This is a genomic window from Pseudarthrobacter sp. NIBRBAC000502772 (assembly GCF_006517235.1).
GTDB lineage: Bacteria > Actinomycetota > Actinomycetes > Actinomycetales > Micrococcaceae > Arthrobacter.
In genome coordinates, this window is sequence record NZ_CP041188.1 from 3156726 (window position 1) to 3173422 (window position 16697).

The window sequence follows — 16697 nt, forward strand, 5'->3', positions numbered from 1 at the left end:
ATACTGAAGGATGGGGAGATTGCGTCCGCGCCTTGCCAGACAACGAACAATCTTAGCAGGATTCGGCCGCATTCCCACACTCCGCCGGCCGCTCCGGCCGCCGCTCCCCCGGTCACTCCCGTGGCGTCACTGCCCGGGCCACTCCACCGCCGACGCCGGTCAGTTGCCGCGGATGATCTTGCGCAGGCGTTCGAGGCGCACGGCGATGTCCCGTTCCGCGCCGTTGGCGGTGGGCTCGTAGTAGTCCCGACCCACCAGATCATCCGGCGGGTACTGCTGGCTGGCCACGGAATGGGGTGCATCGTGGGCGTACTTGTAGCCGAGCCCGTGGCCCAGCTGCTTGGAGCCGGGGTAGTGCGCATCACGCAGGTGCGCCGGGATCCCGTTGCCCAGGCCGGCACGGACATCCGCGACGGCCTTGTTGATTCCCATGTACGCGGCATTGGATTTCGGGGCGGTGGCCAGATGCACCACGGCCTCGGCCAGGACGATCCGCCCCTCGGGCATGCCGATCAGCTGGACTGCCTGGGCGGCGGCGACCGCCGTCTGCAGCGCGGTGGGGTCCGCCATTCCCACGTCCTCCGCCGCGGAAATCACGATTCGCCGGGCGATGAACCTCGGGTCCTCCCCTGCCTCCAGCATTCTGGCCAGGTAGTGCAGTGCGGCGTCGACGTCGGAGCCGCGGACCGATTTGATGAAGGCGCTGGCGACGTCGTAGTGCTGGTCCCCCGCGCGGTCGTAGCGCACGGCAGCCACATCCAGGGCCCGTTCGGTGTGCTTGAGCTCCACGGTGACCAGCGAGTCAGCAGCGGCATCGTCCGCATCGCCGAACGCCACGCCTGCAGCGGCTTCGAGTGCCGTCAAGGCTCGCCGGGCGTCGCCGCCCGCGAGCCGGACGAGGTGCGCCAGGGCCTCGGCGCTGAGCTCCACTTTCCCGTTCAGGCCGCGTTCGTCCGCCACGGCGCGCTGCAGCAGCCCTTCGATGTCCGCCTCCGTCAGCGGTTTCAGGGTGAGCAGGAGGGAGCGGGACAGCAGGGGCGAGACCACCGAAAAGGACGGGTTTTCGGTGGTTGCTGCTACGAGCACCACCCAGCGGTTCTCGACGCCGGGCAGCAGGGCATCCTGCTGGGCCTTGTTGAAGCGGTGGATCTCGTCGAGGAAAAGCACAGTGGTGGTCTTGTACAGGTCCCGTGCTGTCAGGGCTTCGTCCATAACCCGCCGGACGTCCTTGACGCCTGCTGTGATGGCGGACAGCTCCACGAACTTCCGCCCCTTGCCCTTGGCGATCACGTGCGCCAGCGTGGTTTTTCCGGTCCCGGGCGGTCCCCAGAGGATCAGCGAGCTGGGCCCTGCGGGACCCAGGGCGTCGGTGCCGGCGGCCAGCTGCCGCAACGGCGATCCCTGCCCCAGCAGGTGCTGCTGGCCCACCACGTCATCCAGGGTGCGTGGCCGCATCCGCACGGCCAAGGGACTGCGGGGCGCGGCGGTACGGCCGGACGACGACGGTTCGTCAGTGTCGTCGTCGTCATTGCCATGCCCTTGGGCGAAGAGATCATCCACATAGATAGGCTACTCATTAGTTCACTGCCCCACTTCCGCCCTCCATTTCCGTCCGCCACCTAAGGGATCCCGCCATGAGCGCACGCAGTACCCCCGGCGCCGGCCGCCCGGGGTCCGTCAGGACCGCGTTTGTGTCCGGCGGACGCCTGGCCGGCTGGGCGGAACGCTTCGGTGCCTCGCACGGCGGCTTCCGGATCAGCGATGACGACGACGGCGTGCGGCTGCTGGCGGACGACGGCACCACTGCGCTGCTCCAGGCTCCATGGCCACCTGACGGACGTCCTGGACGCGGCGCTGATCCCCTGGAGCGTCTGGCCTCCGTCGCCGCCCAGCCACGGACGGCCGGCCTGGTGCTTGTGCGGCGCGGCGGCTATGCGGTGGGCGTTGCCCGGGAAGGCATCCTGCTCGCGTCCAAGGCAGGGTCCCGCTATGTGCAGTCCCGCACCGCGGCCGGCGGCCAGTCGCAGCAGCGGTTCGCACGGCGCCGGGCCAACCAGGCTGATGAGCTGGTGGAGAAAGTGGCGGCCCACGCCGCGGCGGCCTTCGGCGGCCAGCCTCTCGAATATGTTGCTCCGGGCGGGGACCGGACCCTTGCGGGGCTGGTCCTGGACCACCCTGCCATGAAGGTGTATGCCGCAGTCCCCCGGCTGGACTTCCTGGATGTTCCTGATCCCAATGGCCCGGTGCTGCGGAAGGCCGCCGCGGATGTCTGCGCCGTCAGGATACAGGTGGCGGACGCACCGTAACCGGCGATGGCCCAGTCGGAGCGAACCTCCTCATGCAACGCGGGGGCACTTTTCGCCCGATAAACCTCGGTTATCGGGCGAAAAGTGACCCCGCGTTGCCTATGGCAGGGGCAGGCCTCTTAACAGCCGGTCAGGTGCCGCTTGGGCCGTTCCTGCCGGTAGAGGTAGCGGCCGGCCTCCTGGAATCCTGCCTGGGCGTAGAGCTGCCGGGCCCCGGAGTTCGCTGCGGTGACCAGCAGCCAGTAGCCAGCCAGGTTGCGGGCGGCGCCTTCCTGCAGGAGCGCCTGCATGATCCGCAGAGCATGGCCGCGCCGCCGGGCGTCCGGGCGGGTGGCCATGCTGTACAGCCCGCCCCAACCGCTTCCTGCTTCCCCGGCGGCGGGGAGAGCGAGCCGGCCGACGGCGGCTGGCACGCCGCCGTCGGACCGCACCAGGGCATAGAGCGACGGGCAGCCTGCAAGGATGCTGCGTGCGGTGTCGCGCTCGGCCAGGCCGCCGCGGCCATCCACGCTCCACCACAGCTCCAGCCACTCATCGCTGGGGACCGTGGAGATCTCGACGCCGGGTTGGGCCGCCGCAGGATGGGTTAGCGCAGGTTGGTCCGCCGCCTGGGCGCCGTTACTCCGGCACATCACCAGCGTTTCGGATTGGCGCGTGAAGCCTTCCCCATCGAGGATGGCATTCAGTCCGGTGGAGCGGGGATCATCGAAGACCTGGAAAATCAGCGGCAGGCGCCGGCCGCGGTACCAGAGCCGGGCTGCACGCAAGGCCTCGTGCTGCCGGTGCATATCGCCCTCCGGCTCGCGCGGCCAGACGGAGTTGGCTCGCTGGGTCACGCCGGAGGCTGCGCGAAGCACCCAGCCGTCGGATTCCTCGCGGTCCGGCGCCGGCCAGGCGGCATCCATCAGCGCCTCAAGCCCAGGCAGGCCCAGGGCTGGTGCAGGACGTTGAGCTGTCATGGCGTACCACTCTTCCAATGCGAAAGGCCCCCCGGTTTCCCGGGGAGCCTCTCGACTGCGATTCTTGGACTACTCGGCCTTTTTGGGCTCGTCCGTTTTCGGCTGGGGCTTGAAGTCCACGCCGGCTTCCTTGCGCTGCTGCGCCGTGATGGGTGCGGGGGCCTGTGTCAGGGGGTCGTAGCCGTTGCCCGTCTTCGGGAAGGCAATGACGTCGCGGATGGACTCAACGCCCGCGAGCAGTGCCACTACACGGTCCCAGCCGAACGCGATGCCGCCGTGCGGAGGAGCGCCGAACTTGAAGCCTTCCAGCAGGAAGCCGAACTTGGTCTGGGCGTCTGCCTTGTCCAGCCCCATCAGTTCGAAGACGCGTTCCTGGACGTCACGCTCGTGGATACGGATGGAGCCGCCGCCGATTTCATTGCCGTTGCAGACGATGTCATAGGCGTAGGACAGGGCCGATTCCGGATCCTTGTCGAACGTGTCCATGAACTCAGGCTTGGGCGAGGTGAAGGCGTGGTGGACGGCCGTCCACTTTCCGGCGCCAACAGCCACATCGCCGGAGGCCACCGCTGCGGCGGCCGGTTCGAACATGGGGGCGTCAACCACCCAGCAGAAGGCCCAGGCGCTGGGGTCGATCAGGCCGGTGCGGTGGCCGATCTCCACGCGGGCAGCACCCAGGAGGGCGCGGGCCGCTGACTTCTCACCGGCGGCGAAGAAGATGCAGTCGCCCGGCTTGGCGCCCACGGCGTCGGCGAGGCCTGCACGCTCGGTTTCGTTCAGGTTCTTGGCAACAGGGCCAGCCAGTTCGCCGTCTTCCTTGAAGAGCACGTAGGCCAGGCCCTTGTGGCCGCGCTGCTTGGCGAATTCCTGCCAGCCGTCCAGGGTGCGTCGCGGCTGGGAAGCGCCGCCGGGCATCACCACGGCGCCGACATACGGGGCCTTGAAGACCCCGAAGCCGGTGTCCTTGAAGAATTCGGTGAGCTCAGTCAGCTCCACGCCGAAGCGGAGATCGGGCTTGTCCGAGCCATAGCGCGCCATGGCGTCGGCGTACGTGATGCGCTGGATGGGCGTCGGGATCTCGACGTCGATCAGCTTCCACAGCGCCTTGACGATGTTTTCGCCCAGGGCAATGATGTCGTCCTGGTCCACGAAGCTGGCTTCGATGTCCAGCTGGGTGAATTCGGGCTGGCGGTCGGCGCGGAAGTCCTCGTCGCGGTAGCAGCGCGCGATCTGGTAGTACTTCTCGAAACCGCCCACCTGCAGGAGCTGCTTGAAAAGCTGCGGGGACTGCGGCAGCGCGTACCAGGAACCCGGTGCCAGGCGGGCGGGGACCACGAAGTCGCGGGCGCCTTCCGGCGTCGAACGCGTCAGCGTGGGGGTCTCGATCTCGACAAAACCGTCCTGGTGGAGCAGTTCACGGGCAATCCGGTTTGCTTCGGAGCGCAGCCGGAGGTTACGGGCGGGGCCGGGGCGGCGCAGGTCGAGGTAGCGGTGCTTCAGGCGGGCTTCCTCACCGACCTCCACGTGCTCGTCGATCTGGAACGGCAGCGGATCGGAGGTGTTGAGGATAACCACCTTGTCCGCCATGACTTCAATGGCGCCGGTGGCGAGGGCGGGGTTCTCGTTGCCCTCCGGGCGCTTGGAGACGGTGCCGGTGATCTGCAGGACGTACTCGTTGCGCAGGCCGTGGAAGACCTCTTCCTCACGGACCACAACCTGGGCCACGCCGGACGCATCGCGCAGATCCACGAATGCAACACCACCGTGATCACGACGGCGGCCCACCCAGCCAGCCAGGGTTACGGTTTGTCCAATGTGCTCGGAGCGAAGGGATCCGAGGTCATGTGTGCGCAGCACAGCACGCCTTTCTGAAGACGACAGCAGGAAAACAAAAGATAAAAAACTGCATAGGATCGTTCCGGGAACAATCCCGTCTGAGTTTACCCGCTGGAAAGGCCCGACTCCCCCATGCCCGAACACCAGCAGCTTCAACGGAGGCTGGGCGTGTTTGACGCCACGTCCATCGGCCTCGGCTCCATGCTCGGGGCCGGCGTTTTTGTCGTCTTCGCCCCCGCCGCCGGCCTGGCCGGAAATTTCCTGGTCCTGTCGGTCCTGATCGCGGGTGCCGTGGCCTACTGCAACGCGGTGGCCTCCGCGGAACTGGCTGCACGGTATCCGGCCAGCGGCGGAACGTACGTGTACGGCCGGAAGCGCCTGGGAGAATGGCCCGGTTTCCTGGCCGGCTGGGGATTCGTCAGCGGCAAGACGGCCTCCTGCGCCGCCATGGCCCTGACGTTCGGCCACTACGTGTCACCGGGCTACGCGGTGCCGGTTGCCATCGCTGCGGTGGTGTCGCTGACCGCTGTGAACCTGTTTGGCATTACCCGCACCGCATTCCTGACCAGGCTCCTGCTGTGGGTTGTCCTGGCCACCCTGGTGTTTGTTGCCGCTGCCGCCATCGTGGGGCCGCATCCTGCGGACTTTTCGGCAGGCGGAACGTCCGACGGCGGAGCTACCGCCGGCTTTAGTGGCGTGCTGCCGGCCGCCGGCCTGATGTTCTTCGCCTTCGCGGGGTACGCCCGCATCGCCACCCTCGGAGAGGAAGTCAAGGACCCGGCCAGGACCATTCCGCGTGCGATCCTGGCGGCGCTCGCCGGCGCCTTCGCCATCTACCTGGCGTTGGCGCTGCTGCTCCAAAACCACTTGGCCGAAGGCAGGCTGGCCGCCACTTCGGCCCCGTTGCTGGACGCCGTGGTCAATTCGCAGCTCGCCGCCGGAGCGCCAGTGGTTCAGGCCGGCGCGGCAGCGGCGTGCCTGGGTGCGTTGCTGGCGCTCATTACCGGAGTGGGGCGCACCACCCTTGCCATGGCGCGGGAACGCGACCTGCCGGCGCCCCTGGCACGGGTGGGCGGCAAGCACACGGTGCCGTTCGTGGCAGAACTGGCGGTGGCCGCCGTCGTGATTTTCCTGATCCTGACCACTGACGTGATGACTGTGGTGGGGTTCTCCAGCTTCGGTGTGCTCATCTACTACGCGGTGACGAACGCCGCCGCGTACACCCTGGAGGAGCACCCGGCCCACGGCCCCCGGTGGCTCAATGTGGTTGGCTTCATCAGCTGCCTGCTGCTGGCCTTCACGCTGCCGCCCGTCTCAGTGCTGGGGATGGCCGCCGTGCTGGCCGCCGGCGCGGCCGGCCGGTTCGTAGTGCTTCGGCTGCGCCGCTAGCCGCCGCCAACACCGGGCCGGTCAGGCCGGCTGGGCTGCTGCCGCTGGCACCTGGACTGTTGTGACCTGGACGTTAAGGTCTTCCGACGGCGGTGTCCAGGTTGCGGGATCAGCGTCGGCCTGCGCGCCGGACCGGATGTCCTTGACCTGGTGCTTGCCGTCGTCGTCGGTGAACCAGACGAACGGGATCCCGCGGCGGTCCGCGAATTTGATCTGCTTCCCGAACTTCTCGGCCTTGGCAGCGACTTCGGTGGCGATGCCCCGGCTGCGGAGCTGGGCGGCAACGTCCTGCGCGGCACCCCAGCTGTCATCAGTGGTGAGCGCCACCAGCACGGCGGTGGGCACCGAACGGGAGGCCTTGGCCAGGTCCTGGCTCAGGATGCGCGACACCAGCCGCGTCACACCGATGGAGAGGCCGACGCCGGGGAACTTGCGGTTGCCCTTGCTCGCTAACGCGTCGTAGCGGCCGCCGGAGCAGATGGAACCGAGCTGTTCGTGGCCCACCAGGACCGTCTCCACCACCGTGCCGGTGTAGTAATCCAGGCCGCGGGCGATGCTGAGATCGGCAACAACCTTGCCCGGCGCGCGCTGCACGGCGGCCTCGATCACCTGTTCGAGTTCATTCAAACCCTCCTCAAGGAGGTCGTTCGTCACGCCGAGCGCACGGACCTGGGCCACAAACGAGGTGTCCTCGGTACGGATTCCTGCCAGCTTCAGCGCGGCCTGCGCCTGGTCATCAGTAGCACCCAGTTCGGTCTTGAGCAGCTCTGCGACCTTGGCTGCGCCGATCTTTTCCAGCTTGTCGATGCTGCGGAGCACGCCGGCGGTGTCATCCAGGCCGATGCCGCGGTAGAAGCCTTCGGCAAGCTTGCGGTTGTTGATCCGGAGGCGGAAGTCCGGAATCGGCAGTGCGCTCAAGGCTTCGGCAATGACCAGGGCAATCTCCACGTCATAGCGGAACGGCAGCTCGCCGTCGCCCACCACATCGATGTCTGCCTGGGTGAATTCGCGGGCCCGGCCTTCCTGGGGCCGCTCCCCGCGCCAGACTTTCTGGATCTGGTAGCGCCGGAACGGGAACGCGAGGTACCCGGCGTTCTCGACGACGTACCGCGCAAAAGGCACCGTGAGGTCGAAGTGCAGCGCGAGGGCGTTGGGGTCGGCTTTGCCGGCCTTGCCCGCGTCGGAGGTGTCGGCGTCGTCGTCCTGAAGGCGGCTGAGGCCGTAGACCTCCTTATCAATCTCACCCTTGCGCAGCAGTTGGCCCACGGTTTCCACGGCACGGGTCTCGATGGACGCGAAGCCGTGCAGCTCAAAAACCTTGCGCAGGGTGTCCAGCACGTGCAGCTCCACCAGCCGCTCCTCGGGAAGCCACTCGGGGAATCCGGACAGGGAGGCTGTGCGTGCCATGGTGGATGTTCTCCTCTTGATGAAGGGTTGCCTGGGACTTTACCCGGCATTCCGCCCGAAACGGGCGGGGAACGGCGGCAGTCCGGCAACTCATGCATAAACTATGTGCGGCAGTCAGTTTATGCGTCATCCGCCGGCATCTCTAATACGGCGGCCGGCACCGCAACGCTGCCGGCAGACAACCGCCTCCGGATTCAGTTCCTACCGGACGCGGCCCGATACAAGGAGGACCATTGGCGGCCAGTTCACGCAGCGCCCGCGAAGCCAAACGGCGCATCCAGCAGATGGAGGCAAAGCGCGAGCTGCGGCGGGACCAGGAGAAACGCCGCAAGCGCGACAACCTCATCGCTGCCTGCGCCGGAACCGCCGCCGTCCTGCTCGCCGTCGTGCTTCAGTTCACTGTCTTTGCCGGCAATCCCACTGAACAGGAATTCGCCGCCGCGGAGGCCGGCCTGACCAGCCCAAGCGACTCCCCCACGCCTTCCGCGCCCGCCACGAACGGCGCGAACATCCCGGCCCCGGACACTGCCGCCGGAAAGGTGTTCACTGGTGAACTGGCACTGAACGGGAACGTGCTCGGCGTCGAAATCGACGGTACCAAGGCACCCCAGGCTGCCGCGGTCTTCAAAGCACTGACGGACGAGGGCTTCTACAACGGCAGCGCGTGCCACCGGCTGACCACGGGCGAAACCTTCGGACTCCTGCAGTGCGGTGGCGCCACCGCTGCTGCCGACCCCGAGTACACCTGGGGTCCCCTCGAAAACACCCCGGTAGACAACATGTACCCTGCGGGCACGATTGCCATCGCCCGGTCCGGCGACAACGCCTACGGTAATGGCAAGCAGTTCTTTGTGGTCTACAAAGACACGTTGATTCCCGCCGACTCTGCCGGGGGCTATACGGTGGTGGGCAAGGTGACCTCTGGAATGGAAGCAGTCAATGCCATTGCCGCCGCGGGAATCAAGCCCGGCTCCAGCGCATCAGACGGCGCACCTGTGCAACCAGTCACGATAGACTCGGTTTCTCTGAAGTAGGAAGCCGGGCCTTTACGGCCGCGGTGCAGTACGTGAGTATTTCCCTCCAAGCGAAAGACTTTTAGCGGTGACAGACAGTCAGAAATCCGACGAAACAGCAGCAGACCTGACCGAGGTAACGGCCCCCGTGGCTGACCAGGCAGACGCTGTCCAGGCAACCGCCGAACAGGCCACGGTTGACGAAACCGCGGCTGAAGCGGTCGTGGATCCCGAGGGCGTGGCCGTCCAGGCCGAAGATGCCGAGGCCGCAGCGGCCCCGGTGGAACGTACCGAGGTCCCGGCCGCCCCGGTTGAAGAGAGCGCGGCTGAAGAAGAGAGCGCGGCCGACGAAGCCCCGGCTCCGGCACCCGCGCCTGCTCCGGCACCTCGACCCGCCCCGTCACCGGCAGCCTTCGCTGCCCGGCCCAAGCCGGCAGCAGCCGCACCTGTGGCAGCACCGGCACCCGTCGCCTCGGCAACTTCGCTGGCGGAAGCGGCAAAGTGGGGCCGTGTCGAGGGTGACGGCCACGTATTCCTGACGATCGACGGCGACGAGCACCCGGTGGGCCAGTACCCCGGCGTCAGCAATGACGAAGCCCTTGCCTACTTCGCGCGGAAGCATGACGACATTGTTGCGCAGGTCCTGCTCCTGGAGCAGCGCATCAGCTCCAAGGCGCCCAGCACCGATATGCAGAAGACCGTCACGCACCTGCGCGAGCAGCTGGCGGAGCGGAACATGGTGGGAGACCTCCGTTCCACCGAAGCACGGCTCGACGCTGTTTCCGTTCAGATCGCAGAACTCGAAAAGGCAGAGAAGGCAGAACACGACGCCGTTCGCTCCGCCGAGCTCGCGGCCCGCGAGGCCATCGTGGCCGAAGCCGAAGAGATCTCGGGGCAGGATCCCGCACAGATCCAATGGAAGACCTCCAGCGCCCGGATGAACGATCTTTTTGAAAGCTGGAAGACAGCCCAGAAGGGCGGCATCCGGCTTGGCCGCAGCAACGAGGACGCCTTGTGGAAGCGGTTCCGTGCCGCCCGCACCGTCTTCGACCGTCACCGCCGCGCCTACTTCTCCCAGCTGGACAGCACCAACTCGGCCGCAAAATCGGCCAAGGAGAAGCTCATCGCCGAAGCCGAGGCCCTGTCCTCATCCACCGACTGGGGCTTCGCCGCGGGCGAATACCGCCGGCTCATGGACGAATGGAAGGCCTCACCGCGCGCCAGCCGCAAGGACGACGACGCCCTCTGGGCCCGTTTCCGTGCCGCCCAGGACGTGTTCTTCACGCACCGGCAGGCAGCCAACGAGGAGATCGACCAGGAATACGCCGCCAACCTCACGGTGAAGGAAGCGCTCCTCGTCGAAGCGAACAGCATTCTGCCGGTCAAGGACCTGGCCGCGGCCAAGAAGGCGCTCCAGTCTGTCCGGGACCGCTGGGAAGAAGCCGGTAAGGTGCCCCGCGCCGACATGGGCCGCATCGAAGCCGGCCTCCGCAAGGTGGAGGACGCTGTCCGCAACGCCGAAGAGGAAAACTGGCAGCGCTCCAACCCGGAGACGAAGGCCCGCACCAACAGCGCCCTGTCGCAGCTGGAAGCAGCCATTTCCGGCCTGCAGGACGATCTCGCCAAGGCCGAGAAAGCCGGCGACCAGCGCAAGATCAAGGGGGCCCGCGAAGCCCTCGAGGCGAGGCAGGCCTGGTTGGACCAGATCCAGCGCTCGGCCAGCGAGCTTTCCTAGCAGTTATTTTGTAGGACGCCTTTCATCAGGCGTCTGTCGCAGGGCGCACAGGCCCGGTCCCGGTTATCCACATAACCGGGACCGGGCCTGTGCGCATTAAGGGAAGACGCGACAGGATGGGGGGATGGCCACCTCCCCACCACCCCAATACCCGGACCTGTATTCGCCGGGCAGGCCTTTCGCGTGGCCCGAACTCCAGTCGCTGGCAGCGGACGGTGTCCTGGCGCAGTTCCACCAGCACGGCTTCACGTTGCCGGATGCTCCCGCGTCACCCCAGGTGCGGGCCAGAACGGTGGCCAACGCGGTTCCGGCGGCCGTCAGGCAACGCGTGGTGGCCGGGCGGATGACGGCGGCCTGGATCTACGGCTGTGCGGCTGAACCGGACCGGCTGGCCTTGCTTGTGGATGCGAAGCGGCGGATTTCAAGCCTCCGCAACACAAGGGGCTGCACGCTCCATGAAGTCCGGCTTGGTCCGTTCGACGTTGTCAGCATGGGCGGGCTGATGGTGTCGAGTCCACTCCGCACCGCCGTCGACATCGCCCTGCATGTCGACGCCCACCGGGCCCTGCCAGCACTGGCGGGGTTGCTGGCCCGTCCGGAGCGGGACGTGCGGCTGCGCCTGCTGATTCTGGCCATTGAGGCCAGCCCGCGGGTCCCCCACAAACGGGCCGCACTGGAAAAGCTGGCCTTGCTAGCTCCGGCGCTTGTTACCGGTGGTCCGGTAGACGTCGAACACGCCGTCGATGCGCCGCACGGCACTGAGAACGTGGCTGAGGTACTTGGGGTCGCCCATCTCGAAGGCGAACCTGGAGATGGCCACCCTGTCGGTGGAGGTGTTCACGCTGGCCGCCAGAATGTTGACGTGGTTCTCGGACAGGACACGCGTGACGTCCGAGAGCAGGGACTTCCGGTCCAGCGCCTCAACCTGGATCTCCACCAGGAAAACACTTGACTGGGTGGGTGCCCAGTCAACCTCGACAATCCTGTCGGGCTGGTCCCGGAGATCCGAAATATTGGTGCAGTCCGTGCGGTGCACCGAAACCCCGGAGCCGCGGGTGACAAAGCCGAGAATCGGATCCGGCGGAACGGGCGTGCAACAGCGCGCGAGCTTCACCCAGACATCGCCAACGCCGCGCACCACCACGCCGGAATCGGAGAACTTGGTTTTGGCCACCTGCGTGGGGATGCTGACTTCAGTGATGTCGTCGTCAGTGCTCTCGTTGCCGCCCAGGCTTTCAACGAGTTTCTCCATGACCGACTGCGCTGACGTATGACCGTCGCCCACGCCGGCGTAGAGGCCCGAGATGTCAACGTACTTGAACTCTGCGGCTACCGCCGCGAGGGCCTCGTGCGTCATCAGGCGCTGCAGGGGCAGGTTCTGCTTGCGCATGGCGCGGGTCAGGAGTTCCTTGCCACGGTCGATCGCCTCTTCGCGGCGTTCCTTGCTGAACCACTGGCGGATCTTGTTCCGCGCACGCGCGCTCTTGACGAAATGCTGCCAGTCCTGGCTGGGGCCGGCGCCTTCCGCCTTCGAAGTGAAGATCTCCACCCAGTCACCGTGGTTTAGCTCGCTGTTGAGCGGGACCAGCTTGCCGTTGACCCGTGCGCCGATGGTGCGGTGTCCCACCTCGGTGTGGACGGCATAGGCAAAATCCACCGGAGTCGATCCGGCGGGCAGTGCCATGACCTCACCCTTGGGGGTAAAGACAAAGACTTCGCGGGCATTGATCTCAAACCGCAGCGAGTCCAGGAATTCCCCGGGATCGGACGTTTCCTGCTGCCAGTCCACCAGGGACCTCAGCCAGCCCATGTCACCGTCGCGGGGGCTGCCCGGCCCGACAGCCGTACGGCTGGGCTGATCCTTGTACTTCCAGTGGGCGGCCACACCGTACTCAGCACGGCGGTGCATTTCGTGGGTCCTGATCTGGATCTCCACGGGCTTGCCGCCGGGTCCGATCACCGTGGTGTGCAGCGATTGGTACATATTGAACTTGGGCATGGCGATGTAGTCTTTGAACCGCCCCGGCAGCGGGTTCCAGCGCGAATGCATGGTGCCCAGGGCGGCATAACAGTCCCGGACCGAATCGACGAGTACACGGACGCCCATGAGGTCGTTGATGTCGTCGAAATCCTTGTCCCGGACGATCATCTTCTGGTAGATCGAGTAATAGTGCTTCGGCCTGCCGGTGATAGTGGCCTTGATCCGGGCAGTACGGAGATCCTCAGTGATCTGGTCCCGGATGACGCCGAGGCTTTTCTCCCGTTCCGGGGTGCGGTCGCCCACCATCCGGACGATTTCCTCATAGACCTTTGGATAGAGGGCCGCGAAGGACAGGTCCTCCAACTCCCATTTGATGGTGTTCATGCCCAGGCGGTGGGCCAGGGGCGCGAATATTTCCAGGGTTTCGCGGGCTTTTCGGGCCGATGACTCCGCGGAGACAAACCGCCAGGTCCGGGCGTTGTGGAGCCTGTCCGCGAGCTTGATCATCAGGACCCGGATGTCCTTGGCCATGGCCACAACCATCTTGCGGACGGTCTCTGACTGCGCGGCTTCACCAAAGCTGACTTTGTCCAGCTTGGTGACGCCGTCCACCAGCATGGCAACCTCGGGACCGAAGTCCCTTTTGAGGTCCGCCAGGGTGTAAGGGGTGTCCTCGACCGTGTCGTGCAGCAGCGCCGCGGCGAGGGTGGTTCCGCTGAGGCCCAGCTCAGCGAGGATGGTGGCTACGGCCACGGGGTGGGTGATGTACGGATCACCGCTCTTGCGCTTCTGCCCACGGTGGCTCTGCTCAGCCACCTCGAAGGCGCGCTGAATAAGATCAAAATCTTCTTTGGGGTTGTTCGCACGGACGGTACGCAGCAGCGGCTCAAGAATGGGCGAATAGGTTGCCGTGCCGCGGCCGGTCAGCCGGGCAAGACGGGAGCGGGTACGTTCGCGGCGTCCGGGAAATGTAGGGCGGGCGCCCGATTTGTCCACGGGAACAACCGGCGCCGGGTGTGCGGAAGCGGTCAGTCCGGCCTGAACTCCGTGTCCCGGACTGTTATCCCCGCCTGCCGTTGGCACCGATGCCGAACGTTCTTCCAATGAAGCACCCCTCACGACTGTTTAATTACCCCAGTCTATTCCCCCGCCAGTTCACTTATGTAACCGACGCCTAAATGCGAAACGGGCCGGGCGACGTCGGTATTCCGACGCCGCCCGGCCCGCTGTGGTGCGAAAGGTCAGGCCCCTGCAGGCTCAGCCGATTCTTCGGTCCGGGAGTTGTTCGCGGACCTGCGGTGTTCAACGCGTTTCGCCTGCTTCACCAGTTCAGGTTCGTTCTGGCGCAGCCAGGCATACATCGGGGCGGCGATAAATATGGTCGCCGCCGTGCCGATCAGGATTCCGACGAACAGTGCCAGGGACAGGTCGCGCAGCGTGCCTGCCCCCAGCAGGCCGGCACCGATGAACAGGATGGCGCCGACCGGCAGGATGGCCACCATCATGGTGTTGATGGAACGCACCAGGGTCTGGTTGACGGCGAGGTTGACTTCCTCACCGAAAGTGCGGCGTGTGGACGCATCCATATCAGCAGTGTTTTCACGGATCTTGTCGAAGACCACCACCGTGTCATACAGCGAGTAGCTGAGCACCGTCAGGAACCCGATGATGGCAGACGGCGTTACCTCGAAATCGCTGAGGGCGTACACGCCTGCGGTGATGAACATCGTCACCAGCATTCCAGCCATCGCGGACAGCGACATCTTCCACGTCCGGAAGTACAGCGCCATCAGCACTGCGGCCAGCGCCACAAAGACGATCAGGCCGATCAGGGCCTGCTTCGTGACATCCGCACCCCAGGTGGGTCCGATAAAGGTTGAGGTCACTTCGTTGTTGGTGACGCCGTAGGCCGAGGTGAGGCCTTCCTTGATCCTGAGGGTCTCGTCGTCCGTGAGCTTGTCCGTCTGGATGCGCATGGTGGTACCGGCGACATTGGCCACACGGGGAACGCTGCCGGCCACAACGTCTTCAACAACCTTTTCGCCAAGGGCCGAGTCGGTGCTCTGCACGTTGGAGACGGTGAACTCCGATCCGCCGCGGAATTCGATGCCAAGGTTGAAGCCGCCCTTGGCAACCGGGATGAGGATTGACAGTACGACCGCCACCGCCGCGATGATGAACCACAGTTTCTTGGCACTGACGAAGTTGTAGGAGCGCTTCCCGGTGTAGAGCTCGTTGCCGAAATTGGCGAAGCTGCTGGACATTACTTGTTCTCCTTGGCTGCGCTCTTGGAGGAGCTGGTGAGCTGCTCCTGCTTTTCCGCGAGGCGGCGTTCTGCGATGGTCATGCGTCGTTCAGCCTCGGCGACCGCCCCGGTGTTCTTGGCCCGGACCACGGAGGGCTTGGCCTCAGGCGTGCGCAGGCGTCCGGCGCCACGGTAGAGCGGCAAAACACCGAGCCGCTTGGGGTCAAGGCCGGAGAGCCGGTGGCCCTCCCCGAAGAACTTGGTGCGCGCCAGGACCTGCAGGGTGGGGTGCGTGAACATAAAGACCACGATGAGGTCGGCAATGGCCGTCAGACCGAGCGTGAATGCGAACCCGCGGACGTTGCCGACGGCAACAAAGTAAAGCACCAGCGCGGCCAGCAGGTTCACGGCCTTGGAGGCCAGCACAGTGCGCTTGGCCCGCTTCCAGCCGTTCTCCACGGCGGAGACCAATCCACGGCCTTCGCGGAGTTCATCGCGGATACGTTCAAAGTAGACGATGAACGAGTCTGCGGTCTGGCCGATGGCGACGATGAGGCCGGCCACGCCGGCAAGGGAAAGCCGGTAGTTTTCAGTCCAGCCCAGGAGGGCAATGGCCAGATAAGTGAGCGCACCGGCCACCACCAGCGATGCAATGGTCACCAGGCCCAAGGCCCGGTACTGGAAGAGTGAGTAGACCACCACCAGGAGCAAGCCGATGATGCCTGCAAGGAGGCCCATGCGCAGCTGTTCGCCACCCAAGGTGGCGGAGATCTGCTGGTCGCTTTGGATCTCGAAGCTGATGGGGAGCGCGCCGAAGCGTAGCTGGTCGGAAAGGACCTTGGCGGTCTGTTCGGTGAAGCCGCCGGTGATCTGCGGACGTCCATCGGTAATGACGGCCAAGGACCGCGGCGCGGAAATGACCTGGTCGTCCAGAACGATGGCAAACTGCGCCTTCGGGTCGTTGCCGGTCTCGCCGCCTGCTGCCACGTAGAACTGGTTCAGGCGTTCGGTGACTGTCTTGAACTTGGCGGTGCCTTCGTCGTCGAACTGGATGTTGACGGCCCAGTCGTTGGTCACAGCGCCCTGCGCACCCTGCTGGAGCTGGAAGGAGGACGTGACAATGTTGCCGCCCTTGACCTCCACCGGACCCAGGATGTACTTGATGGCCGGCGTGGTGTCCGTTGCCGGTTCGCAGGTAACCAGGGGTTTGGCGGGATCGGAGGCTTCCGGGCTCTCCGGCGCAGGATTGTTGCAGTCCATGGTTTCGAACTGCCGGTAGATGTCCGCGGTGATCCAGTTGATATCGCTGCCGTTGGCGGGTTCTGCCGTGGGCTTCGGAAGCTGGTCTTCGGGGGTGAGGGATTCCGTGGGGACGGGCGCGCCGTCTCCGTTCAGCAATACCGGACGGAAGTTCATGTCCGCGGAGGCCTGGATCAGGTCCCGGGTTTCCTTCGTGGGTGTCCCCGGAAGGCTGACCACGACGTTGCGGCCGGACTGCGTGCTGATTTCCGCTTCGGCAACACCTGAACCATCCACACGCTGGCGGATGATGGCTACGGCCTGGTTGAGCTGCTCTTCATTGATGTCCGAACCGCCCTCAACCTTGGGCGCCAGGATCATCTGGGTGCCACCCTCGAGGTCCAGCGCCAGCTTGGGTGCCCAGCTTGCCTGTCCGGCAAGGGTGCCGCCGGCCAGGACGGCGGTCAGCACGGCGAGGACTACGCCGAGCCACACCAGTACCCTCAGACCTGAGTTGTTAGGGCCAGTTCGTGCCATTGTCGATCTTTCTCTTATTTACGGAGGAACCACCGGCGGGAGCTATCAGT

11 protein-coding genes are annotated in these 16697 nt (G+C 65.7%); 4 read left to right on the top strand and 7 right to left on the bottom strand.

Translation table 11 applies throughout. The annotated features are described in order from the left end of the window. Positions 1–159 precede the first annotated feature (159 nt). On the bottom strand, positions 160–1560 hold the full coding sequence (locus NIBR502772_RS14540) for a replication-associated recombination protein A (RefSeq protein ID WP_104060743.1): 1401 nt from the start codon (positions 1558–1560) through the stop codon (positions 160–162). A gap of 74 nt (positions 1561–1634) precedes the next feature. Between NIBR502772_RS14540 and NIBR502772_RS14545 the strand changes: the two genes are divergently transcribed. Further along, positions 1635–2306 carry an acVLRF1 family peptidyl-tRNA hydrolase gene (locus tag NIBR502772_RS14545; protein WP_141140739.1) on the top strand — a complete coding sequence of 224 codons (672 nt, stop codon included), beginning with the start codon at positions 1635–1637 and terminating at the stop codon, positions 2304–2306. Between the two features lie 119 nt (positions 2307–2425). On the opposite strand, the gene NIBR502772_RS14550 is transcribed toward NIBR502772_RS14545, so the two are convergent. Then, positions 2426–3265 carry a GNAT family N-acetyltransferase gene (locus NIBR502772_RS14550; RefSeq protein WP_141140740.1) on the bottom strand — a complete coding sequence of 280 codons (840 nt, stop codon included), beginning with the start codon at positions 3263–3265 and terminating at the stop codon, positions 2426–2428. Between the two features lie 69 nt (positions 3266–3334). Next, positions 3335–5122, bottom strand: coding sequence for an aspartate--tRNA ligase (gene aspS / locus NIBR502772_RS14555; RefSeq protein WP_141140741.1), 1788 nt, complete (start codon positions 5120–5122; stop codon positions 3335–3337). A gap of 111 nt (positions 5123–5233) precedes the next feature. Here aspS and NIBR502772_RS14560 point away from each other — a divergent pair, with 111 nt between their 5' ends. Then, on the top strand, positions 5234–6490 hold the full coding sequence (locus NIBR502772_RS14560) for an APC family permease (RefSeq protein WP_141140742.1): 1257 nt from the start codon (positions 5234–5236) through the stop codon (positions 6488–6490). Positions 6491–6511: 21 nt separating this feature from the next. Here NIBR502772_RS14560 and hisS read toward each other — a convergent pair whose 3' ends face one another. After that, a complete protein-coding gene (gene hisS, locus NIBR502772_RS14565) occupies positions 6512–7897 on the bottom strand; it encodes a histidine--tRNA ligase (RefSeq protein WP_141140743.1) in 1386 nt (461 codons plus the stop codon). 233 nt (positions 7898–8130) lie between these two features. On the opposite strand from hisS, the gene NIBR502772_RS14570 reads away from it, so the two are divergent. Continuing rightward, positions 8131–8931, top strand: a complete 801-nt coding sequence (locus tag NIBR502772_RS14570; RefSeq protein ID WP_141140744.1) for a peptidylprolyl isomerase — start codon at positions 8131–8133, stop codon at positions 8929–8931. A gap of 67 nt (positions 8932–8998) precedes the next feature. Beyond that, the gene (locus NIBR502772_RS14575; RefSeq protein ID WP_210412304.1) at positions 8999–10645 is read left to right on the top strand and encodes a DUF349 domain-containing protein; all 1647 of its coding nucleotides are present in this window, start codon (positions 8999–9001) and stop codon (positions 10643–10645) included. A 691-nt stretch (positions 10646–11336) separates the two neighbouring features. On the opposite strand, the gene NIBR502772_RS14585 is transcribed toward NIBR502772_RS14575, so the two are convergent. From NIBR502772_RS14585 to secD, 3 genes are all read right to left on the bottom strand, one after another. Further along, on the bottom strand, positions 11337–13730 hold the full coding sequence (locus NIBR502772_RS14585) for a bifunctional (p)ppGpp synthetase/guanosine-3',5'-bis(diphosphate) 3'-pyrophosphohydrolase (protein ID WP_141140745.1): 2394 nt from the start codon (positions 13728–13730) through the stop codon (positions 11337–11339). 137 nt (positions 13731–13867) lie between these two features. Then, the gene (gene secF, locus NIBR502772_RS14590) at positions 13868–14890 is read right to left on the bottom strand and encodes a protein translocase subunit SecF (protein ID WP_141140746.1); all 1023 of its coding nucleotides are present in this window, start codon (positions 14888–14890) and stop codon (positions 13868–13870) included. Further along, positions 14890–16647, bottom strand: a complete 1758-nt coding sequence (secD, locus tag NIBR502772_RS14595; protein ID WP_141140747.1) for a protein translocase subunit SecD — start codon at positions 16645–16647, stop codon at positions 14890–14892. Before secD ends, secF begins: the two co-directional genes overlap by 1 nt. Positions 16648–16697: the final 50 nt, after the last annotated feature.

What these genes read in the sequence shown, in the direction of transcription:
- NIBR502772_RS14560 (WP_141140742.1), top strand. Translation starts at nt 5,234, where the DNA reads ATGCCCGAACACCAGCAGCTTCAACGGAGGCTGGGCGTGTTTGACGCC.
- secD (WP_141140747.1), bottom strand. Translation starts at nt 16,647, where the DNA reads ATGGCACGAACTGGCCCTAACAACTCAGGTCTGAGGGTACTGGTGTGG.
- secF (WP_141140746.1), bottom strand. Translation starts at nt 14,890, where the DNA reads ATGTCCAGCAGCTTCGCCAATTTCGGCAACGAGCTCTACACCGGGAAG.
- hisS (WP_141140743.1), bottom strand. Translation starts at nt 7,897, where the DNA reads ATGGCACGCACAGCCTCCCTGTCCGGATTCCCCGAGTGGCTTCCCGAG.
- NIBR502772_RS14545 (WP_141140739.1), top strand. Translation starts at nt 1,635, where the DNA reads ATGAGCGCACGCAGTACCCCCGGCGCCGGCCGCCCGGGGTCCGTCAGG.
- NIBR502772_RS14550 (WP_141140740.1), bottom strand. Translation starts at nt 3,265, where the DNA reads ATGACAGCTCAACGTCCTGCACCAGCCCTGGGCCTGCCTGGGCTTGAG.